Genomic DNA, 20,779 nt, shown 5'->3' with positions numbered 1-20,779 from the left:
GCAGTCCATCGGCTGATGCCCGGCGGGCCTGGCGAAGCGGCTGAACCATCGCGGGCCATGTCGCGCTCGCCCTGCTCCCGTCCCCTGCCCCATCCCGCGCCTGGCCCGGCGCCCATCCCCCGTCCGCCACGCACCCCACGCCCGGCAGCGCATCTGCCGGGCTGGCTGCTGTGCGCCATCGGCACCGCCGCCGGGCTGGGCGCGGTGGAGGTCCAGGCCCAGCCCAGCCAGCGCCCGCTGCTGGTCAGCAGCACGGGCGCCAAACCCAACATCGTGGTCTCGCTGGACAACTCGGGGTCGATGGCGATCCCCTATCCCGATGGGTACGACGTCAGCCGGCCAGGGTGGCGCGGCCTGCCCACCGGAGACGACGGTCAGCCGATGTTCGAGGCGCAGCGCTCACCCGACGTCAACCCCATGTACTACAACCCTCGGATCACCTATCGGCCACGGGTGGATGCCAAGGGTGAGCCGCTGCAAGCCAACGACGGCATCCAGTTCATCTCCAACGCCAGCTCCGCGGCGTTTTCGTACAAGGTCTTCGCCGATCCGATGGACCCGGCCGGCGCCGGCCCGGTTCTGATCATCAGCGCCCAGTTTCCCAACTACCCGCCGGTGCAGGAGCCAAAGAACCAGACGCCGCTCTACTCCCTCAGTCTGAGTCAATGGGCCCCGGTGAACCGCCCCCATGGCGCCGCCGATCTCAACAGCAACACGCCACCGTTCACCTACGTCCTCTGCGACAAGGCCGCGCCCAACGGCGCGCTGAGGAGCACGGCATTCGGCACGACCTGCAATCGGGTACTGCGCACGGTGGACGTCCGCCACGACGGCACCGACCCGATCGCCTTGCCGGCCGACCACCAGCGCACCGACTGCGCCCAGGCCCTGAAGCTGCGCTGCACCCGCGAAGAAGAAGTCACCAACATCCTCAACTGGTACCGCTACTACCGCACCCGCATCGAGGCGATCAAAACCGCCCTGGGCCAGGCCCTGCACAGCGACAAACTCACCGACGGCCTGGCGCGCATCGGTTATCGACCGATCAACATGGTGCCCGAGTCAGGCGCCGTGCCGCAGTTGGGCAAGAGCACCAGCAGGCCCCAGGTGCTGCGGGGCGTGCGCCCCTGGGCGAAAGGCCCGGCCAACGATCAGTTCTACCAATGGCTCTATGGCAACTACGCCAACGGCGGCACCCCCCTCCAACGGGCCTACAAGGACGTGGCCAGCTACTTCGGTGTGGGCACCGGCGCCAAGGAAAACCCCTGGGCCCGAGACCCGAGCCGCGTGAGCGACGCCTCCAACCCGGAGCTGGGTTGCCGGCGCGCCTACCAGGTGGTGCTGTCCGACGGCGGCTGGAGCGACGACGACCTGCGGGGCACGCCGCCCGACACCCCCAACCAGGACGCCACCCAAGGCCCGGGCTTCACGCGCAGCACCGCCGGCAACGCGCCCGCCGAGACCTTTGCCTACCAGCCCGAGGGCATCAGCAGTGGCCGGCAACGGTACGTCCCCTACCCCGGCCCCGCCACGGGCGGGCTGGCCGATCTCGCCGCCCAGTACCACTGGCATACCGACCTGCGGCCTCAACTGGAGAACAACGTCCCCACCCGCGACTTGCAGCCCGCGTTCTGGCAGCACCTCACCACCTACGCCATCGGCTACCTGATCCGCCCCTCGGGCGACAACGGCGTCGCATCGGGCCTGAGCTTTCAGCAGATCAATACCTACCGCAACCAGTACCTGGCGAACGGGTACCAGGGCGCCACGTCCCCCCGTTGGCCCTCCAAGGGCGCCGATCTGCGCACCACCGCGTGGAACAACAGCTACAAATTCTGGGAATTCGCCCGCCCGGAATCCGACCGCATCGACGACTTCATCCAATCCGGCTACACCGGCGGCGGCCGCAGTTTCAGCGTGCAGGACGCCGCCGGCGTGCGCGCCACCATCGACGCCATCCTCTCGGACATCCTCGACGCCAGCGGCAACGACGCCGGCATCGCGCTGGGAAGCGCTCCGGCCGCGGCCGATTCGCTCGACGGCCGCCTGAAGTTCAAGGTGGACTACCGCACCACCGACAACATCGGCAACGTCACGGCCCAGCAGGTTGATCAGAACGGCAACCCCCAATTGCTCGACCAGGACGCCAATGGCCAGGCGCTCAAGCCCCCCAGCGAGACCTACTGGTCGGCCCAGCAACAAATGCCCGCTCCCGCCGACCGGCGGCTCTACAGCCTTGGCGACGACGGGCTGGGCGTCGAGCTGAAGGGTCGCCTCGACCGACTGCCCAGCGGCATCCGCAGCGCCCTGCGCACGGGCGCCCACGCCGACAAGCTCCCCGACGACGAGCGCTTCGTCGACTACCTGCGCGGCAAAGACCCGGTCATCGACCTCAGGGACCAGCCGTACCGCCTGCGCGCCTCGCCCCTCGGCGCCATCGTCAACAGCGCCCCGGTGCTGCTCGGCGCGTCGCAGCACTATGGCTACGAAGACGCCCAGAGCACCGTGAGCGGCAAGGCAAGTTACGCCGCCTACCGCGACCGAATCGCCCTGCCCCCCGACACCCTGTTCGTGGCCACCAACGCCGGCGTGGTGCACGCCCTCGACGCCGCCAACGGCCGGGAGATCGCCGCCTACATGCCCCGGCGCAGCCTGCGCCGCCTGCTGGACCAGGCCCAGCCCGACAGCGGCTTTCGCTACGTGCTGGACGGCCCGCTCAGCACGCACGACGTGTTTGACGGCAGCTCATGGAACTCGCTGGTGGTGGGCAGCGGCGGTCGGGGAGAGCGGGTGGTCTATGCCCTGCGGCCCCGGCTCGGCGCGCGGGGTGAGACCCAGATGGACCAGAACGACTTCCTCTGGGAAACCGGCCCCGACGCCATCGACACCGCCAACGACGGCGACAACACGCCCTTTGCCACCGGCCACATGACCAACCCCGCGCGCAGTGGCCAGACCGATTCGGGCGATTGGGTGGTGGTGCTCAACAGCGGCCACTACAACGGACAGGCCGACGGCAGCCGCCACGGACTGGTGGTGCTCAACGCCCTGACAGGCCAGGTGCTGCGCACGATCACCCTGCCGGCGGCCTATTCCGCGGGCCGTGGACTGGGTGGCGCCACCCTGGTGCGCGATGCGCGCAGGCGCATCGTCGCCGCCTACGCGGGCGATGCCATGGGGCACCTGTGGCGCTTCGATCTGCGCGGCCAACCCGCCGACTGGAAGGTCTCGTACGGCCAACCGCTGTTCACCACCGAAAACAACCGCCCCATCTACGCCGGACCGGCCTGGCAGGCCCACCCCAAGGGCGGAATGATCGTGGTGCTGGCCACCGGCATCCTGCTCCAGGACAGCGACACCACCGACACCACGCAGCGCGAGGCCATCTACGGCATCTGGGACCCGACCTCGCGCACCGATGGCAAGGAGCTGGCGAACTTCCAGCAGGCGACGCCCGGTCAGCTGCTGGAGCAGAAGGTCGAGGCGCTCAAGGCCAGCGTGGGCAGCAACAGCTACTACTCGATCAACCGCAACCGAATCGACTGGCAGCTCCACAAGGGTTGGAAGCTGCAGCTCGGCGGCTGGGGCGACAAGGACCAAATGACGCGAGCGGGCGAACGGGTGATCGAGCAGGTGGCCAACGCCGGCTCCAGCGTGCTGATCAGCTCGGTGGTGATCAACCGGGGCAACAGCGAGGACGAGAGCTGCACGGGCAGCGATGCGCCGGGCAACGCCATCTACGTGCTCAACGCGCTCGACGGCGCGGGCAAACCGGCCTTCGATACCGACAAGGACGGACGGCCGAACGACGTGTCCATGGTCTTTGTCGCCGCCGGTGGCTACGCCCGTGGCTATGCTCTGGTCAACACCACGCCCGACGCCAGGATGAGCCCCGCGCAGCAGTACGAACGGCACGTGGCCACCCAGGACGGCGAAAGCTCGTACGACGACACCGGGTGCCGTGGCGGGAACACCAACATCACAGGCACGGGCAACGGTGGCCTGCAGGCGGCCACCGAATGCGCCAGGACCTGGAGCCGCCAGCAGTACCAACTCACCCGGCTGCCGCAATGAGCGAACGCCCTCCCCACCAGCGGGTAGCGCGTGGCGTCACCCTGATCGAGTTGATGGTGGCCATCGCCGTGCTGGCGGTGCTGCTGGCCATCGGCATGCCCTCGTTCGCCGCGCTGGTCCGCCAGTGGCGGCAGGACAGCGCCGTCGACGCCTTCGTCGGCGATGTGCGCCTGGCGCGCAGCACCGCCACGCGCACCTCCCGGCCCGTCGTGGTCTGCGCGATCGGCAGCGCCGGCAGGTGCTCCACGGGCGCCGACTGGGCCGGCGGCTGGCTGGTGTTCTCCGATCTCGACGGCAATGGCGAGCGCGACGCGGGCGAACCGGTGATCGCCCAGCGCGGCGCGCAGGCCGGCATCGCCGCCATGCGCGACAAGAACTCGTCCGCCCAGCTGAGTTTTCGCAGCAACGGCACGCTCAGCGGCACAAGCGACACGGTGAGCGTCCAGCCCCAAGGCGCGAGCGGGCCGACGCAGGTCATCACCATCAACATGCTCGGTCGCGCCCGCGTGGGTACGCCCGAGGCCAAGCCATGAGCCCTCGACAAGCGGCCCGGGGCTCGACACTGATCGAAGTCCTCATCGCCCTGCTCGTGACGTGTGTCGGCCTGCTCGCCATGGCGCGCCTGAGCGCCGCCGCCATCGGCCACCAGAAATCGGCGCAGCTGCGGCTGCTGGGGCAGACCCTGGTTCAGCAGTACGCCGAACGCGCCCGGTTGAACGTCTATGGCTTCGACCTGGGCGCCTACGACCTGGCCCTGGGTGCCACGGCGCCCGCCGCGGCCCCGCTGGACCCCGACGCCGCCGACCTGGTCGCGGCCCAGGCCGTGGCGCAGGCGGACCAGCGCGAATTCCTCCAGGCGGTGGCCAGTGCCCTGCCCGAAGGGCGCGCCCAGGCCCGCTCGCTGCCCAGCGCCACGGCACGCAACCTTGATGTCTGGCTGCTCTGGCGCGACACCCCGGTCAGCGACGCCCCAGGCCTGGTCCCGGCCGCCACGCGGCAGTGCCCCCAGGGCCTGAGCGACAGCGACCGCCAGGGCGCCAGTTGCATGCATTTCCGGGTGGGCCTATGAAACGATCCACCCGCCCATGGCCTGCAGCGCGCCAGCGCGGCTTCACCCTGGTGGAGCTGATGGTGGCCCTGGCCCTGGGCCTGTTCCTCGTGGGCGTGGTGGGCTTCACCTACCTGCAGGCGGCCAGCGGCACGCGCTTCGGTGCCCTCGAATCGCAGATGAACGAGGAAGGCGCGCTGGCGCTGGACACGCTGCGCTCGCAGCTGCGCCTCGCGGGCTATTCCGAAACGGGCGCCGACGGCCTGCGCCTGCTGAAGGAATCGCCCCTGCGCGGCTGCGACGGCGGCTTCACCAGCGCCACCGAGACCGGCGCCCTCGAATCGCTCGCCTGCCAGGGTGGCGGCGGCAACGACGCCATCGCCCTGCGCTTCCAGGCCACCGCCTTCAACACCCAGATGGTTCTCGCCAGCGGCACCAACACACCGCTGCCCGCCAACTGCACGAACGTCGGCATCGCCGGGACGGCCCTCGCCCCCAAGGTCGGGCCATCGTTCGCCGACAACCGCTTCTACATCGCCACCGACCCCACGAACGACAACGTCCCCACGCTCTACTGCCGCGGCAGCGACGGCCCCGGCAGCTTCAGCGCCGCGGCGGCGCTGGTGCCGAACGTCGAAGGCCTCCAATTCCGGTACGCGATCACCCGCCGCCCCACCGCAGGAGAGGTGCCCCCTCACCAGGTCACGGCCCTCGTCTCGGCCAGCGACCTGCCACCCGGCGACGGGTGGGCGCGCGTGGCCGCGGTGGAACTGTGCCTGGTGGTGCGCTCGGCGCGGGCCGTGCCGCGGGACGGCCTGAACATGAACGACACCACCCGCCACATCGGCTGCGACGGCGCCGTGCACACCGCCGCCGATGGCCGCCTGCGCCGGGCCTACCGCGCCATGGTCCCGCTGCCCAATGTGCGCCCGACCCTGCCCCAGCCCTATGACGCCAGTGCCGGCGCCGTGGCCAATCCCTACCGCGACCTGAACACCAACCCATGAGGAACCGCCCCCTGCCCGCTCCCACCGCGACGGCGCGGCGCCCCGCGCGCGGCCGGGGCCTGGCGCTGCCCGTGGTGCTGGTGCTGCTGCTGGTGATGGCCTTCGCGGGCCTGCTCGCAGCGCGCCGCAGCGCCACCGTGGAAGAGATCAGCAACAACGCGCGGGTCCACCAGGTCGCCTGGCTGTCCGCCCAAAGCGGCCTGCGCTACTGCGAGGCCGTGGTTATCGACTCGGTCGAGGGTGGCACCCGATTCGACGCCGTGATCAAGCAGCGCGTGGGCACGGCCGCGATCGCCGACGCCAGCGACCGGAACGCGGCCTGGGCCAAGCTCGCCAACTGGGCCGACACCAGCGCCGTGCTGATCACCGCGCCGGTGGCCGGGCAGAACGCCAGCGCCGCCCTGCAGGGCGCGCCCGCGCCGCGCTGCCTGGCCGAGCCCCTGACCGGCGGCCGCTACCTCGTCACGGCGCGCGGCCTGTCGGCGGGCGCCAGCTTCAATGGCAACGGCCAGTTGCTGGGGGGGGCGGAGGTCTGGCTGCAATCGGTCATCTCGCCCGATCCCGTGCACTTCAATGGAACAGGCTATGAATGAGCTTCGTGTCGCGTCGCACCCACCGCACCCCGCCTGGGCCACCCGGCGCCACGCGCGCGGCGCCCGGGGCTTCACCCTCATCGAACTGATGGTCACCTGCGCCATCGTCGCCGTGCTGGCGGCCATCGCCTACCCCAGCTACGCCGAATACGTGCGCCAGGGCCGGCGGGCGGACGCCCAGCGCGCCCTCGAAGAGGCCAGCCAGTTCCTGCGCCGGCGCTACAGCAGCATGGACACCCACGTGGGCGCCACACTGCCCCCCGCCCTGACCCAAAGCCCACGCGAAGGCTCGCCGGCCTACACCCTCACGCTGGTCGAAAACGGCCAGGCCGTGGGCGTGGCCACCCAGGCCCACACCTACACCTTGCGCGCCGTGCGGGCCGGCGGCATGGCCGCCGACCGCTGCGGCGACCTCGAACTCGACCACACCGGCGCCCGTGCCCTGCGCAACGCCGCCGCCAACGCCGTGCTGGCGGACTGCTTCCACGGTGGCTGACCCCGCCTGTCGCGGGGCCGGCGACGCGCCCGCGACGGACGGTCCCTCAAACCCTGCGAAAATGCCCGGATGTTCACCGGCATCATCACCGGCGTGGGGCGCATCGCCGACTCCCATGCGCTGGGCGGTTCTTTGCAGCACGGGCGGCGCCTCACCATCGAGGCCCCGGCCGGGTACCTGGCCGACGTCGGCCTGGGCGACAGCATCGCCCTCAACGGCGCCTGCATGACCGTCACCACGCTCGACACCGCCCGCAACCGCTTCACCATCGACATTTCCGCCGAATCGCTCGCCCGCACCGCCGGGCTGGACGCCGTCGGCGGCCGCCTGAACCTCGAAAAGGCCCTGCGCGCCCACGACCGGCTCGGCGGCCACATCGTCTCCGGCCATGTGGACGGCACCGGCACCGTGCTGCGATTCGCCCCCGTCGGGGAAAGCCACGAACTCGCCGTGCTCGCGCCGTCGGAGCTGGGCAAGTACCTGGCCTACAAGGGCTCCATCACCGTCAATGGCGTGAGCCTCACCGTCAACCGCGTCGCCGACCGGCCCGACGGCTGCGAGTTCAGCATCAACCTCATCCCTCACACGGTGCAGCACACCACCCTGGGCGACCTGGTCGCCGGCAGCGCCGTCAACCTCGAGATCGACACCGTGGCCCGCTACGTCGAGCGCATGCTCGGCGCGGGCCTCAGCCCGGCCAAGGAGCCCGCATGAACGCCCCCGAAACCCTGGCCCCCGTGGCCATCTCCCCCGTCGAAGCCATCGTGGCCGACATCCGCGCCGGCCGCATGGTCATCCTCGTGGACGAGGAAGACCGCGAGAACGAGGGCGACCTCGTGCTGGCGGCCGACCACGTCACGCCCGAGGCCATCAACTTCATGGCCCGCTTCGGGCGCGGCCTGATCTGCCTCACGCTCACGCGCGAGCGCTGCGAGAGGCTGAACCTGCCGCCCATGGTGCCGCGCAACGGCACCAAGATGGGCACGGCCTTCACCGCCTCCATCGAGGCCGCCGAGGGCGTGACCACCGGCATCTCCGCCGCCGACCGCGCGCGCACCGTGCAGGCCGCCGTGGCCCCCAACGCCAAGGCCAGCGACCTGGTCCAGCCCGGCCACATCTTCCCGCTGCAGGCGGTCGAGGGCGGTGTGCTCATGCGCGCCGGCCACACCGAAGCCGGCTGCGACCTCGCCGCCATGGCCGGTTGCTCGCCCGCCGCCGTCATCTGCGAGGTGATGAAGGACGACGGCACCATGGCCCGCCTGCCCGACCTGCAGCTGTTCGCGGCCGAGCACGGCATCAAGATCGGCACCATCGCCGACCTCATCGAATACCGCAGCCGCACCGAGTGCCTGGTGCGCAAGGTGGGCAGCCGCCCGCTCAAGACGGCTTTCGGCACCTTCACCGCCCACGCCTTCCGCGACCAGCCCAGCGGCGCGCTGCACCTGGCCCTGGTGATGGGCGAGTGGCAAGCCCATGAGAGCGTGCCGGTGCGCGTGCACGAGCCGCTGTCCGTGCTCGACGCGCTCGAGATCGACCGCTCCATGCACAGCTGGGGCCTGGACGCCAGCCTGCGCCACCTGGCCCAGGCCGGGCGCGGCGTCGCCGTGCTGCTCAACTGTGGCGAGGCGGCCGAGCAGTTGCTCGCCCAGTTCGAGGGCACCGCCCGCTCCGCCCAGGCGCCCGAGCGCGGCCGCATGGACCTGCGCACCTATGGCGTGGGCGCGCAAATCCTGCGCGAGTGCGGCGTGAGCCGCATGGAGCTCCTGGGCACGCCGCGCCGCATGCCCAGCATGCAGGGCTATGGCCTCGAGATCACCGGCTTCATCGGCCACCCCCACTGACCCCCCACGACAACGAAAGCCCCTCCATGTTTGGCGCAGACAAAGGCACGGCCGACCTGCTCGACGGCAAACGCCTGCACATCGGCATCGTGCAGGCACGCTTCAACGAAGCCATCACCGACGCGCTGTTCAGCGCCTGCCAGGCCGAGCTGCTCGCCCTGGGCGTGCACGAGAAGAACATCGCCCACGTCAAGGTGCCCGGCGCGCTGGAAGTGCCCCTGGCCCTGCAGGCCATGGCCGAACTCGACGAGTACGACGCCCTGATCGCCCTGGGCTGCATCATCCGCGGCGAAACCTACCACTTCGAGCTGGTGGCCAACGAATCCGGCGCGGGCGTCACCCGCGTCGCGCTCGACCACCAGATCCCCATCGCCAACGCCATCCTCACCACCGAGAACGAGGCCCAGGCCCTGGCGCGCCAGATCGACAAAGGCCGCGACGCCGCGCGCGTGGCCGTCGAAATGGCGCTGGTGCTCGACCGCATCGGCTGATCCCATGAGCACCGCCCCCGCTTCCGACCCCAGCCACGCCAAGCCGCGCAAGGCCACCGACAAGTCGGCCCGCACCCGCGCCCGCGAGTTCGCCCTGCAGGCGCTGTACCAGCACCTGGTGGGCCGCAACCCGGTCGACGACATCGACGTCTTCACGCGCGACCTCACCGGTTTCCACAAGTGCGACAGCCTGCACTTCGACGCCCTGGTGCGCGGCTGCATCGAACAGGCCGCCGAACTCGACGCGCTCATCGCCCCGCGCCTGGACCGCCCGCTCGCCGAGACCTCGCCCATCGAGCACGGGGTGCTCTGGATCGGCGCCTACGAGCTGCGCCACTGCCTGGACGTGCCCTGGCGCGTGGTGCTCAACGAGTGCATCGAGCTCGCCAAGTCCTTCGGCGGCACCGACGGCCACAAGTTCGTCAACGGCGTGCTGCACCCCCTGGCCGAGCAGTTGCGCCCCGCCGAGGTGGCGGCGTCGCCCCGCGCCGGGGCCCGCCGATGAGGGTCTCGCGCCGGGCCGAGCGCGTCGAGCCTTTCTACGTGATGGAGCTGGCCAAGGCCGCCACCCGCCTCGCGGCCGAGGGCGGCGCCGGCCAGCGCCCGATGATCTACCTCAACATCGGCGAGCCCGACTTCACCGCCCCGCCGCTGGTGCAGCAGGCCGCCGAGCGCGCCATCCGCGACGGCCGCAGCCAGTACACCCAGGCCCTGGGCCTGCCCGCGCTGCGCGAGGCCATCGCCGGCTGGTACGCCACGCACTTCGGCGCCACGGTCGACGCCTCGCGCATCGTCGTCACGGCCGGTGCCTCGGCCGCGCTGCAGCTGGCCTGCCTGGCGCTGATCGACGCGGGCGACGAGATCCTCATGCCCGACCCCAGCTACCCCTGCAACCGCCAGTTCGTGCAGGCGGCCGAGGGCGTGGCACGCATGGTCCCCTGCGGGCCCGGCCAGCGTTTTCAGCTCAGCGCGGAGCAGGTGCAGGCGCACTGGGGCGAGCGCACGCGCGGCGTGCTGCTGGCCTCGCCGTCCAATCCCACGGGCACCTCGATCGCGCGCGACGAACTGCAGCGCATCGCCGCCGCCGTGCGCGAACGCCAGGGCATCACGCTGCTCGACGAGATCTACCTCGGCCTGAGCCACGACGCCGCCTTCGGCCAGACCGCGCTCACCCTGCCCGACGGCCTGGGCGAGACCGTCATCAGCGTCAACAGCTTCAGCAAGTACTTCAACATGACGGGCTGGCGCCTGGGCTGGCTGGTGCTGCCGCCCGCCCTGGTGCCCGCGGTCGAGCGCCTGGCGCAGCACCTGTTCATCTGCCCCAGCGCCATCTCGCAACACGCCGCGCTGGCCTGCTTCGAGCCCGACAGCCTGGCCGAGTACGAGCGCCGCCGCGCCACCTTCAAGGCCCGGCGCGACTACTTCATTCCCGAGCTCAACCGCCTGGGCCTCACCGTGCCCGTGATGCCCGACGGCGCCTTCTACGCCTGGGCCGAGGTGGGCGCCCTGTGCGAGCGCTGGGGCATGGCACCGCCCGGCGACAGCCCCGAGACCGGCGGCAGCTGGCCCCTGGCCTTCGAGCTCATGCGCCGCTGCCAGCTCGCGGCCACGCCGGGGCGCGACTTCGCGCAGGCCGAGGCCGGGCGCTACCTGCGCTTCTCCACCGCCAACTCGATGGAGCAGCTGCAGGAAGCCGTGGCGCGGCTGGAGGCGGCCTGGTGAATGCGCCCCCGCCGCTCATGGCGCCTTTCGAGTGGCGCGTGCGCGTCTACTGGGAAGACACCGACGCGGGCGGCATCGTGTTCTACGCCAACTACCTCAAGTTCTTCGAACGCGCCCGCACCGAATGGCTGCGCGCGCGCGGCGTGGAACAGCAGCGCCTGCGCGAGGCCGAGGGCGCCATGTTCGTGGTGAGCGCCACCGACCTGCGCTACCTGCGCCCGGCGCGCCTCGATGATTTGCTTCTCGTTACCGCCGAGGTCACGGAAGCGGGCCGCGCCTCGCTGACAATCGCCCAGTCGGCGCGCCGGGACACCCCGGCGGGGGAATGCCTGTGCGAAGGCAGCATCCGCATCGGCTGGGTCGACGCCCGCACCCTGGCGCCCCGGCGCATGCCGGCCTCGCTGCTCCAGGCCCTGGGCCTGGCCTGAACCGCGCCCGGTGACAGACCGAAACCTTTTCCACCCGTTCCGATCTCTGCACCCATGACCCCAGAACTCTCCATCGTCCAGCTCATGCTCCACGCAACCTGGGTGGTCCAGGCCGTGGTAGCGCTGCTCGTGCTGATGTCGCTCATCAGCTGGGCGGCCATCTTCCGCAAGCTTGGCACACTCAAGCGCGTGCGCGCCCGCAACGACGCCTTCGAGCGCGAGTTCTGGTCGGGCACCAACCTGAACGAGCTGTACGCCGCCGCCGCGCAGAACGCCCGCAATGCCGGCCCCATGGAACGCATCTTCGCCAGCGGCATGCGCGAATTCAGCAAGCTGCGCGAGCGCCGCATCACCGACAGCGGCGCCCTGCTCGATGGCGCGCGCCGCGCCATGCGCGCCAGCTTCCAGCGCGAACTCGACGTGATGGAGTCCAACCTCTCCTTCCTCGGCACGGTGGCTTCTGTGGCCCCCTACGTGGGCCTGTTCGGCACGGTCTGGGGCATCATGCACGCCTTCACCGGCCTGGCCTCGCTGGCCCAGGTCACGCTGGCCACGGTGGCGCCTGGCATCGCCGAAGCCCTAGTGGCCACGGCCATCGGCCTGTTCGCCGCCATTCCGGCGGTGGTGGCCTACAACCGTTTCGCGCACGACATCGACCGCGTCGCCAACGGACTGGAGACCTTCATGGAGGAGTTCTCCAACATCCTGCAGCGCAACCTGGGCTCGCACCCGCCCCAGCACGCCACGGCGTCGGCATCCACCTTCTGAGGCACCGAACATGGCCAAGCTCGCCGCCCGCGGCCGCGGCCGCCGCACGATGAACGAGATCAACATGGTCCCGTTCATCGACGTCATGCTGGTGCTGCTGATCATCTTCATGGTCACGGCCCCGCTCATCACGCCCAGCCAGATCGCCCTGCCCACCGTGGGCCAGGCCCAGCGCCAGCCCGACCGCTTCGTGCAGGTGACCATCGACAAGGAAGAACAATTGCGGGTGCGCGAAGGCAGCAGCAGTGGCGAGGGCGCGCTCGTGCCCCTCAACCTGCTGGCCGCGCGCGTGCTCGAGCTGCAGGGCACGGGCCAGGCCGATCAGGCCAGCGTGCCCGTGATCATCAGCGCCGACAAGACCATCCGCTACGAGACCGTGGTGCGCACCATGGACACCCTGCAGCGCGCCGGCGTGCAGCGCGTGGGCCTGTCGGTGCAGACCACCCGCTGAGCTTGCCAGCCCCGATCGCCATGCGCTCCACCGCCGACCACCTCGACCTTGCCCCGCCGCCACAGGGCCGTTGGGGCGGCGCGCTGGGCAAGGCCATCGGCGTCCACGCCCTGCTGATCCTCGCGCTCACCTGGGGAGTGAACTGGCGCCGCGACGCCGACACGCCGGCCGTGGAGGCCGAGCTGTGGTCGCGCCTGCCGCAGCAGGCCGCACCGCGCGCCACCGCCCCGCCACCGCCACCCGCGCCGGCCCCCACGCCGGCCCCCACGCCGCCCCCGCCGCCTGCGCCGGCCCCCGCGCCGCGCCCGGCGCCACCACCACCGCCCGCCCCGGCGCAGCAGCAGGCCGACATCGCCACGCAGAAGGCCAAGGAAAAGGAGAAGGCGGAACGCGAACGCGCCGAGCGCCTCGCGGCGCAGAAGAAAGCCGAGGAAAAGCAGGCGGCGGAAAAGGCCGCGGCCGAGAAGAAAGCCGCGGCCGAAAAAGCCGCCGCGGAGAAACTGGCCGCCGAGAAAAAACGCGCCGAGGCCGAGCGCCAGCAAAAGCTCGCCGAGGAAAAACGCGAGGCCCAGCGCAAGGCCGAGCAGGAGAAGCGCCAGGCGCAGGTGCAAGAGCAACTGCGCAAGGAACAGATGGCCCGCATGATGGGCCAGGCCGGCGCCAGCGGCCCGCCGCAGAGCACGGGCACGGCCCAGCAGTCCAGCGGGCCGTCAGGCAGCTACCTGGGCAAGGTGATCGCAGCCATCCGGCCCAACATCGTGTTCACCGACATCGCGCCGGGCAACCCGCGGGCCGAGGTCGAGGTGCGCGTGGCGCCCGACGGCACCATCACCGGCCGCCGGCTGGTCAAGAGCAGCGGACACCCCGCCTGGGACGAGGCCGCACTGCGCGCCATCGACCGCACCGGCAACCTGCCCCGCGACACCGACGGTCGCGTGTACTCACCCATGCTGATCGGCCTGCGGCCGCAGGACTAAGGTCCGCGGCACACTGCGGACATGCCCGCCGACCCACCCGCCGCCCCGACGCTGTTCAAGAACGCCAAGGCCTTCGAGGCCTGGCTGAAGAAGCACCACGCGACGTCCGACGGGCTGTGGCTCAAGATCGCCAAGCGCGGTGCCACCGAGCCCAGCGTCACCTACCCCGAGGCGGTGGAGATTGCGCTGTGCTGGGGCTGGATCGACGGCCAGAAGAAGGGCCTGGACGATCGGCACTTCCTGCAGCGCTTCACGCCGCGGCGCGCGCGCAGCCTCTGGTCGAAGACCAACGTCGACAAGGTGGCCAGGCTGATCGGGGCGGGCCGCCTGCAGCCGCCGGGCCTGGCGCAGGTGGAGGCGGCCCGGGCCGACGGCCGCTGGGCCCAGGCCTACGACGGTGCGAGGACGTCCACCGCGCCCGAGGACCTGGTCGCCGCGCTGGACGCCAACCCGCCGGCCAAGGCCTTCTTCGCCACCCTCAACGCGAGCAACCGCTACGCCGTGCTCTGGCGCATCCAGACGGCCGTCAGGCCAGCGACGCGCGCGAAGCGCATCGCGCAGCTGGTGGACATGCTCGCCCGCGGCGAAACCGTGCACGCCTTCAAGCCGAAGCCCAAGGCCGGTCCCTGAAACCGGCACCTGAAGCCGGCACCTGGGGCGCCGGCCCATCGCGCATGGCCCGGCGCCTCAGCCGACCGCGCGGTGTCCGCGGCGCCCGGTCAATCGAACACGATCTCCGCGCGCTGCTCGTGCGCCTGGGCCATCCAGCTCGCCAGCGCCGCGTCCGTCGGGAAAAACAGCGCGCGATCGTCCAGCTGCAGCTCGCAGCGCGCGCCGTCACGCTGCAAGGCCAGGCGCACCGGCAGGCCGCGCACGAACTCGCCCTGGTCGCTCATCTCGCGCTTGGGCGGGAAGTCGCGCACCAGCTGCGCCACGGACGGCGCGTGCCCGTTCACCGCCACGCGCAGGTACTTGCCGAAGCGGCAGCGCGCGCTGGCCAGGTCCCAGACCTGCTGGATCTTCAGGCGCAGGCCGCCCGAGAAGCGGTCCGGCTGCGCCACCGCCTGCACCACGATCAGCTCGTCGTCTTTGAGCAGCGCGCGGTGCGTGTTGATGAGGTTCTCGTCGGCGCTGGTTTCCAGCACGCCGGTCTTGTCGTCGATCTTGAACAGCGCGAGCTTGCCGCGCTGGCCATTGATGACGCGGAAGTCCGTCACGATGCCCGCGAGGATCACCGGGTCGCGGCTGTCCACCACGTCCACCAGGCGCGTGCGCGCGAAGCGGCGCACCTCGCGCTCCACCTCGTCGAACAGGTGGCCCGAGAAGTAGAAGCCGATGGCGCTCTTCTCGTGCGTGAGCTTTTCCTTCACGCCCCAGGGCATGGCCGCGACCAGGTCGGGCTCCTGCGTGCTGGAGCCATGGTCGTCGCCGCCCAGCATGTCGAACAGCCCGCCCTGGTGCGCGTTGGCCTGCGTGGTGGCCGCGTACTCGAAGGCGATGTCCAGCGTGGCCAGCAGCTCGGCGCGGTTCAGGTGCAGGGCGTCGAAGGCGCCGGCCTTGATGAGGGCTTCCACCGTGCGCTTGTTCAGGCGCGTGCGGTCCACGCGCAGGCAGAAGTCGAACAGGCTCTTGAACGGACCGCTCTCGCCGCCGTTGGGGCCTTCGCCACGGCCCTCGCGCGCGGCCACGATGGCCTCGATGGCCTGCTGGCCCGTGCCCTTGATGGCGCCCAGACCGTAGCGGATGAGCTTGTCGGTCACCGGCTCGAAGCGGTAGACGCCGCGGTTCACGTCGGGCGGCTCGAAGGCCATGCCCATCTTCTGCGCGTCCTCGAACAACACCTTGAGCTTGTCGGTGTCGTCCATTTCCACGGTCATGTTGGCGCAGTAGAACTCCGCCGTGTAGTGCACCTTGAGCCAGCCCGTGTGGTAGGCCAGCAGCGAGTACGCGGCCGCGTGCGACTTGTTGAAGCCGTAGCCCGCGAACTTCTCCATCAGGTCGAAGACCTCGTCGGCCTTGTCCTGCGGGATGCCGTGGGTCTTGAGCGCACCGGCGCGGAATTTCTCGCGGTGCTCGGCCATCTCCTCGGCCTTCTTCTTGCCCATGGCGCGGCGCAGCAGGTCGGCGCCGCCGAGCGAGTAGCCGCCCAGGATCTGCGCCGTCTGCATCACCTGCTCCTGGTAGACCATGATCCCGTAGGTCTCGCTGAGCATGTCGGCCACGGCCGGGTGCGGGTACTCCACCGCCTCGCGCCCGTGCTTGCGCGCCACGAAGCTGGGGATCAGGTCCATCGGGCCCGGCCGGTACAGCGCGTTGAGCGCGATCAGGTCCTCCAGGCGCGTGGGCTTGGCGTCGCGCAGCATGCCCTGCATGCCGCGGCTTTCAAACTGGAACACGGCTTCGGTCTGGCCACGCGAGAACAGGGCATAGACCTTGGGATCGTCAAGCCGCACGTCCTCGAAGCGGAAGTTCTCCTGCCCCTTGTGGCGCTTCATGATGAACTCGCGCGCGATTTCCAGGATGGTGAGCGTGGCCAGGCCCAGGAAGTCGAACTTCACCAGACCGATCGCCTCGACGTCGTCCTTGTCGTACTGGCTCACGGCCGAGTCGCTGCCGGGCTGCGCGTACAGCGGGCAGAAGTCGGTGAGCTTGCCGGGCGCGATCAGCACGCCGCCCGCGTGCATGCCCACGTTGCGGGTCATGCCCTCGAGCTTCTGTGCCAGCTCGATCAGGGTCTTGACGTCTTCTTCCTGGCGCACGCGCTCGGCCAGCAGCGGCTCCATCTCGAGCGCGTAGTTGTTCTTGTCGCCCTCTTTCTTGGGCACGGGCGGGTACTGCAGGGTCACGCTCATGCCGGGCTTGTTGGGCACCAGCTTGGAGATGCCGTCGCAGAAACCGTAGGACAGGTCGAGCACGCGGCCCACGTCGCGGATGGCCGCGCGCGCGGCCATGGTGCCGAAGGTGGCGATCTGGCTCACCGCGTCCTTGCCGTATTTCTGCTTCACGTACTCGATGACGCGGTCGCGGTTGCCCTGGCAGAAGTCGATGTCGAAGTCGGGCATGGACACCCGCTCCGGGTTGAGGAAGCGCTCGAACAGCAGGTTGTATTGCAGCGGGTCGAGGTCGGTGATCTTGAGCGCGTAGGCCACCAGCGAGCCCGCGCCCGAGCCGCGGCCCGGCCCCACCGGGCAGCCGTTGTTCTTGGCCCAGTTGATGAAGTCGCCCACGATGAGGAAGTAGCCCGGGAAGCCCATCTTGAGGATGGTGCCGATCTCGAACTCCAGGCGCTCCACGTAGCGCGGGCGCTGCTTCTCGCGCTCGGCTTCGTCGGGGTACAGGTGCGCCAGGCGCTCCTCCAGGCCCTCGAAGGAGGACTGGCGGAAGAAGTCCTCCATGGGCATGGGCACGCCATCGATCAGCGGCGTGGGGAAGTTGGGCAGCTGCGGCTTGCCCAGCACCAGCGTGAGGTTGCAGCGCTTGGCGATCTCGGCCGTGTTGGCCACGGCCGATGGCAGGTCGGCGAACAGCGCGCTCATGTCGGCGGCGGGCTTGAACCACTGCTCGCGCGTGAAACGGCGCACGCGCCGGTTGTTGGCCAGGATCTCGCCCTCGGCGATGCACACGCGCGCCTCGTGCGACTCGTAGTCGTCGGGCCGCAGGAACTGCACCGGGTGCGTGGCCACCACTGGCAGGCGCAGCCGCGCGGCCAGCTGCGCGGCCGCGACCACGTGGCGTTCGTCGTCGGCGCGCCCGGCGCGCTGCACCTCGATGTAGAAGCGGTGCGGGAACAGGGTGGCCAGGTTCAGGGCGGCGTCGCTCGCGCGCTGCGGATCGCCGGCCATCAGCGCCTGCCCCACCGGGCCGGCCTGCGCGCCCGACAGCAGGATCAGGCCCGCGTTGAGCTCTTCGAGCCATTCGCGCTTGATCACGGCCTGGTCGCGCACCACGTTGCGCGTCCAGGCGCGCGCCAGCAGCTCGCTCAGGTTCAGGTAGCCCTGCTTGTCCTGCACCAGCAGCAGCACGCGCGGCAGCGGCGGCTGGTGGGCGCCGGGCATGGCGTTCGGGGTTTCCTCGGTGAAGCCTTGCAGCAGCACCTCGGCGCCGATGACGGGCTTGACGCCGGCGTCGCGCCCGGCGCGGTAGAACTTGACGGCGCCGAAGAGGTTGCTGAGGTCGGTGATGGCCAGCGCGGGCTGGCCGTCGGCCGCGGCGGCGGCCATCACCTCATCGATGCGGTTGGTGCCGTCGACGACGGAAAACTCGGTGTGCAGGCGCAGGTGAACAAACATCACCCGATTTTAGAAGGCGCCCCTCTGTCCCCGATTCAGTCGCGCAGGATGTGCAGCACCTCGGAGCGGAATTCCCGGCTGTACAGGATGGCCGTCACCACGGCCGTGGCCATCACCATGGCCAGGGGCGAGACGAACCAGCCCAGCAGCGCGAACGAAAAGTAGTACGCGCGCAGGCCGTCGTTCATGGTTTCGGCGGCCGAGGCCACCAGGGCACCCGCGCGGTCGGCGTAGGCCCGCCGGTCGAACTTGCCCGCGGCGAAATCTTCGGGCGGGGGCATGGAGCCGATCACCAGCGCCACGAAGGTGTACTGCCGCATGGACCAGGAGAAGCGGAAGAACGAGTACACGAAGATCGCGATCAGCACCAGGATCTTGAACTCGAAGACGATCAGCGTGGTCGCCTGCGCGAAGGGGATCTCGCTCATCAGCTCGGTGGCCTTGTCCGTGGTGCCCAGCAGCGCGAACAGGCCGCCGATGATCAGGATGGACGTGGACGAGAAGAAGGACGGCGTGCTCGACAGGTTCTGCGTGATCAGGCCGTCGAGCATGCGCGGGTCGCGATCGATGGCCTGTTCCATCCAGTAGCGCCGGTAGCGGTTGGTGGTGGCCAGCAGCGAGGGCCTGCGCCGGGCCCAGGGCTTGGCAACGGTCGCGTAGCCGATCCAGAGCGAAAAAAAGCAGACCAGCGCAAGCCAGTCTGCCCAGGGGAGGATGCTGAAGATCTTCATGGAGACAGCATGCTACGCCTCCACGGAGCGGCTCAGATCAGGGTTTGAACCGTGCCGCGATCGCCGCCACCCGCTCGCCGAACAGGCGCGCCGTTTCCAGGTCGCCCGCCAGCATGTCTTGGGCGCCCGCGTCGGACGGCGACTGCGCGATGGCGCCGCTGTACGACACGAGGTAGTTCACGTCGTCGCGCTGGGCCGCCTTGGTGTTGGCGGGCATCAGTCCCTGGCTCACCCAGATCATGCCGTGCTGCATGGCCAGGGTGAACAGGGTGTTCAGCGTGGCCAGCTTGTCGCCGTTCATGCCCGCGCTGTTGGTGAAGCCGGCGGCGATCTTGTCCTTCCACTTCTGCGCGAACCAGGGCTTGCTGGAGGCGTCGGCGAACTTCTTGAACTGCCAGCTCACGCTGCCCATGTAGGTGGGCGAGCCGAAGACGATGGCGTCCGCCGCGTCCAGCGCCTCCCAGCCGCCCGTGGGCAGGTTGCCATCGGCGTCGATGGCGATGAGCTCGGCCCCCGCGCCATCGGCCACCGACTGCGCCATGCGCTGCGTGTGGCCATAGCCGGAGTGGTAGACGACAACCACTTTGGTCATGCGTGTGCGCTCCGGGTCCGCTCAGGCGCCGCGCTTGGCGTCCAGGCTCCAGCCGCCGGCGCCGAAGGCGGCGATGGCGAGCAGGCCGCCCACGATGGCGATGTTCTTGAAGAACATCAGCGATTGCATCATCTGCGCATCGGCCGGCATCGCCCAGAAATTGTGGAAGAAGAACGAGGCAACCAACGTGAACACCCCCAGCACCAGTGCGGCGGGGCGGGTGCACAGGCCGATGACCAGCAGGATGGACGCGCCGACCTCGACCAGGATCGCGAGCGCCGCTCCCACTTCAGGCATGGGCAGGCCGACCGAGCCGATGTAGCCGGCCGTGCCCGCGAAGCCCGAGATCTTGGAAATGCCGGCGGGCAAGAACAACACCGCCATCAGCAGGCGGGCCAGCAGGGCGAAGGGATTTTGCAGGGCGTTCATGGGAGGTTCTCCAGGGTTGAAAAGCGGTTGGGGGAATCAGTGGGCGAGGTCGAACACCAGCACCTCGGCGTCTTTGCCCTTGCCCAGGGTAAGCGAAGTCTCGCCGTCCAGCACGGCCGCGTCGCCGCCGGCCAGGCGCTGGCCATTGACCTCGAGTTCGCCGCGCACCAGGTGCACATAGGCCTTGCGCTTCGGGTCCAGCGCGATCTGCGCGGCCTCCGCGCCGTCGAACAGGCCCGCGTACATGGCGGCGTCGGCGTGAATGGTCACCGAGCCGTCCCGGCCGTCGGGCGAGGCCACCAGGCGCAGTTGGCCGCGCTTGTCGGCCTCGGCAAAGCCCTTCTGCTCGTAGCTCGGCTCGATGCCGCGCTGGTTCGGCTCGATCCAGATCTGCAGGAAGTGCGTGGTGTCGTTCGGCGCATGGTTGAACTCGCTGTGGCGCACGCCGCTGCCGGCGCTCATGCGCTGCACGTCGCCGGGCGGGATGCCCTTGACGTTGCCCATGCTGTCCTTGTGCGCCAGGTTGCCCTGCAACACGTAGCTGATGATCTCCATGTCGCGGTGGCCGTGCGTGCCGAAGCCAGTACCCGGGGCGATGCGGTCCTCGTTGATGACGCGCAGGTTGCCCCAGCCCATCCAGGCGGGGTCGAAGTAGTCGGCGAAGGAGAAGGAGTGGTAGCTCTTGAGCCAGCCGTGATCGGCATAGCCACGGGCGTCGGAGCGGCGGATCTGCATCATGGTGGGGTCCTTTCTTTCGGGGGGGCCAGCGGGCTGGCATGGGCTGAATTCTGGGCGCCGGCCCCCCGACCGGGGCCGCAGGCTTTTGATGGCATCATTCAAAA

The 20,779-nt window shown here is 70.1% G+C and carries 20 protein-coding genes and 1 pseudogene; 16 read left to right on the top strand and 5 right to left on the bottom strand.

Annotated elements, in window-relative coordinates; all coding sequences use genetic code 11:
• Positions 1-57: 57 nt before the first annotated feature.
• From JNX00_RS08860 to JNX00_RS08785, 16 genes and pseudogenes are all read left to right on the top strand, one after another.
• Positions 58-4,074: a PilC/PilY family type IV pilus protein gene (locus tag JNX00_RS08860; RefSeq protein WP_204744722.1), complete on the top strand. Its 4,017-nt coding sequence runs from the start codon at positions 58-60 to the stop codon at positions 4,072-4,074.
• Positions 4,071-4,607, top strand: a complete 537-nt coding sequence (locus JNX00_RS08855; RefSeq protein WP_204745030.1) for a GspH/FimT family pseudopilin — start codon at positions 4,071-4,073, stop codon at positions 4,605-4,607. Before JNX00_RS08860 ends, JNX00_RS08855 begins: the two co-directional genes overlap by 4 nt.
• Positions 4,604-5,143 carry a type IV pilus modification protein PilV gene (gene pilV / locus JNX00_RS08850; protein ID WP_204744721.1) on the top strand — a complete coding sequence of 180 codons (540 nt, stop codon included), beginning with the start codon at positions 4,604-4,606 and terminating at the stop codon, positions 5,141-5,143. The genes JNX00_RS08855 and pilV overlap by 4 nt, the downstream gene beginning before the upstream one ends.
• Positions 5,140-6,129 carry a PilW family protein gene (locus tag JNX00_RS08845; protein WP_204745029.1) on the top strand — a complete coding sequence of 330 codons (990 nt, stop codon included), beginning with the start codon at positions 5,140-5,142 and terminating at the stop codon, positions 6,127-6,129. The genes pilV and JNX00_RS08845 overlap by 4 nt, the downstream gene beginning before the upstream one ends.
• Entirely contained in the window at positions 6,126-6,722 is a 597-nt protein-coding gene (locus JNX00_RS08840; RefSeq protein ID WP_204744720.1) for a hypothetical protein, read from the top strand. The genes JNX00_RS08845 and JNX00_RS08840 overlap by 4 nt, the downstream gene beginning before the upstream one ends.
• Positions 6,715-7,218, top strand: a complete 504-nt coding sequence (locus JNX00_RS08835) for a type IV pilin protein (protein WP_204744719.1) — start codon at positions 6,715-6,717, stop codon at positions 7,216-7,218. Before JNX00_RS08840 ends, JNX00_RS08835 begins: the two co-directional genes overlap by 8 nt.
• A gap of 69 nt (positions 7,219-7,287) precedes the next feature.
• A complete protein-coding gene (locus JNX00_RS08830; RefSeq protein WP_204744718.1) occupies positions 7,288-7,932 on the top strand; it encodes a riboflavin synthase in 645 nt (214 codons plus the stop codon).
• Positions 7,929-9,059: a bifunctional 3,4-dihydroxy-2-butanone-4-phosphate synthase/GTP cyclohydrolase II gene (ribBA, locus tag JNX00_RS08825; RefSeq protein ID WP_070398089.1), complete on the top strand. Its 1,131-nt coding sequence runs from the start codon at positions 7,929-7,931 to the stop codon at positions 9,057-9,059. The genes JNX00_RS08830 and ribBA overlap by 4 nt, the downstream gene beginning before the upstream one ends.
• 26 nt (positions 9,060-9,085) lie before the next feature.
• Positions 9,086-9,550 (top strand): 6,7-dimethyl-8-ribityllumazine synthase, encoded by a 465-nt coding sequence (gene ribH / locus JNX00_RS08820; protein WP_070398090.1) that lies wholly within the window; start codon positions 9,086-9,088, stop codon positions 9,548-9,550.
• Positions 9,551-9,596: 46 nt separating this feature from the next.
• Positions 9,597-10,055, top strand: a pseudogene (nusB, locus tag JNX00_RS08815) (transcription antitermination factor NusB); the annotation flags it as partial.
• Complete coding sequence (locus tag JNX00_RS08810; protein WP_070398092.1) at positions 10,052-11,272, top strand: pyridoxal phosphate-dependent aminotransferase; 1,221 nt, start codon at positions 10,052-10,054, stop codon at positions 11,270-11,272. The pseudogene nusB and the gene JNX00_RS08810, both read left to right, overlap by 4 nt.
• A gap of 17 nt (positions 11,273-11,289) precedes the next feature.
• Positions 11,290-11,700: a tol-pal system-associated acyl-CoA thioesterase gene (ybgC, locus tag JNX00_RS08805; RefSeq protein WP_070398093.1), complete on the top strand. Its 411-nt coding sequence runs from the start codon at positions 11,290-11,292 to the stop codon at positions 11,698-11,700.
• A 54-nt stretch (positions 11,701-11,754) separates the two neighbouring features.
• Positions 11,755-12,468, top strand: a complete 714-nt coding sequence (gene tolQ / locus JNX00_RS08800) for a protein TolQ (RefSeq protein WP_070398094.1) — start codon at positions 11,755-11,757, stop codon at positions 12,466-12,468.
• A 10-nt stretch (positions 12,469-12,478) separates the two neighbouring features.
• Positions 12,479-12,919 (top strand): biopolymer transporter ExbD, encoded by a 441-nt coding sequence (locus JNX00_RS08795; RefSeq protein WP_070398095.1) that lies wholly within the window; start codon positions 12,479-12,481, stop codon positions 12,917-12,919.
• A gap of 2 nt (positions 12,920-12,921) precedes the next feature.
• Positions 12,922-13,896 carry a cell envelope integrity protein TolA gene (gene tolA, locus JNX00_RS08790; RefSeq protein WP_345774101.1) on the top strand — a complete coding sequence of 325 codons (975 nt, stop codon included), beginning with the start codon at positions 12,922-12,924 and terminating at the stop codon, positions 13,894-13,896.
• Between the two features lie 21 nt (positions 13,897-13,917).
• Positions 13,918-14,526 (top strand): YdeI/OmpD-associated family protein, encoded by a 609-nt coding sequence (locus JNX00_RS08785; protein WP_204744717.1) that lies wholly within the window; start codon positions 13,918-13,920, stop codon positions 14,524-14,526.
• Between the two features lie 89 nt (positions 14,527-14,615).
• Here the strand turns inward: JNX00_RS08785 and dnaE are convergent, their stop codons facing one another.
• The 5 genes from dnaE to JNX00_RS08760 are packed head-to-tail and all read right to left on the bottom strand — an operon-like array spanning position 14,616 to position 20,675.
• Complete coding sequence (gene dnaE / locus JNX00_RS08780) at positions 14,616-18,185, bottom strand: DNA polymerase III subunit alpha (RefSeq protein WP_204744716.1); 3,570 nt, start codon at positions 18,183-18,185, stop codon at positions 14,616-14,618.
• 35 nt (positions 18,186-18,220) lie between these two features.
• The gene (locus JNX00_RS08775; protein WP_204744715.1) at positions 18,221-18,916 is read right to left on the bottom strand and encodes a DUF599 domain-containing protein; all 696 of its coding nucleotides are present in this window, start codon (positions 18,914-18,916) and stop codon (positions 18,221-18,223) included.
• Between the two features lie 37 nt (positions 18,917-18,953).
• Positions 18,954-19,508 carry a flavodoxin family protein gene (locus JNX00_RS08770; RefSeq protein ID WP_070398100.1) on the bottom strand — a complete coding sequence of 185 codons (555 nt, stop codon included), beginning with the start codon at positions 19,506-19,508 and terminating at the stop codon, positions 18,954-18,956.
• A gap of 21 nt (positions 19,509-19,529) precedes the next feature.
• A complete protein-coding gene (locus JNX00_RS08765; protein WP_070398101.1) occupies positions 19,530-19,937 on the bottom strand; it encodes a DoxX family protein in 408 nt (135 codons plus the stop codon).
• A 36-nt stretch (positions 19,938-19,973) separates the two neighbouring features.
• Positions 19,974-20,675: a pirin family protein gene (locus tag JNX00_RS08760; protein WP_070398102.1), complete on the bottom strand. Its 702-nt coding sequence runs from the start codon at positions 20,673-20,675 to the stop codon at positions 19,974-19,976.
• Positions 20,676-20,779 lie beyond the last annotated feature (104 nt).

The organism is Hydrogenophaga sp. YM1, from assembly GCF_016903055.1.
Taxonomy (GTDB): domain Bacteria; phylum Pseudomonadota; class Gammaproteobacteria; order Burkholderiales; family Burkholderiaceae_C; genus Hydrogenophaga; species Hydrogenophaga borbori.
The sequence above is the reverse complement of the archived record's forward strand: the minus strand, read 5'-3'. Positions and strand labels throughout refer to the sequence as shown.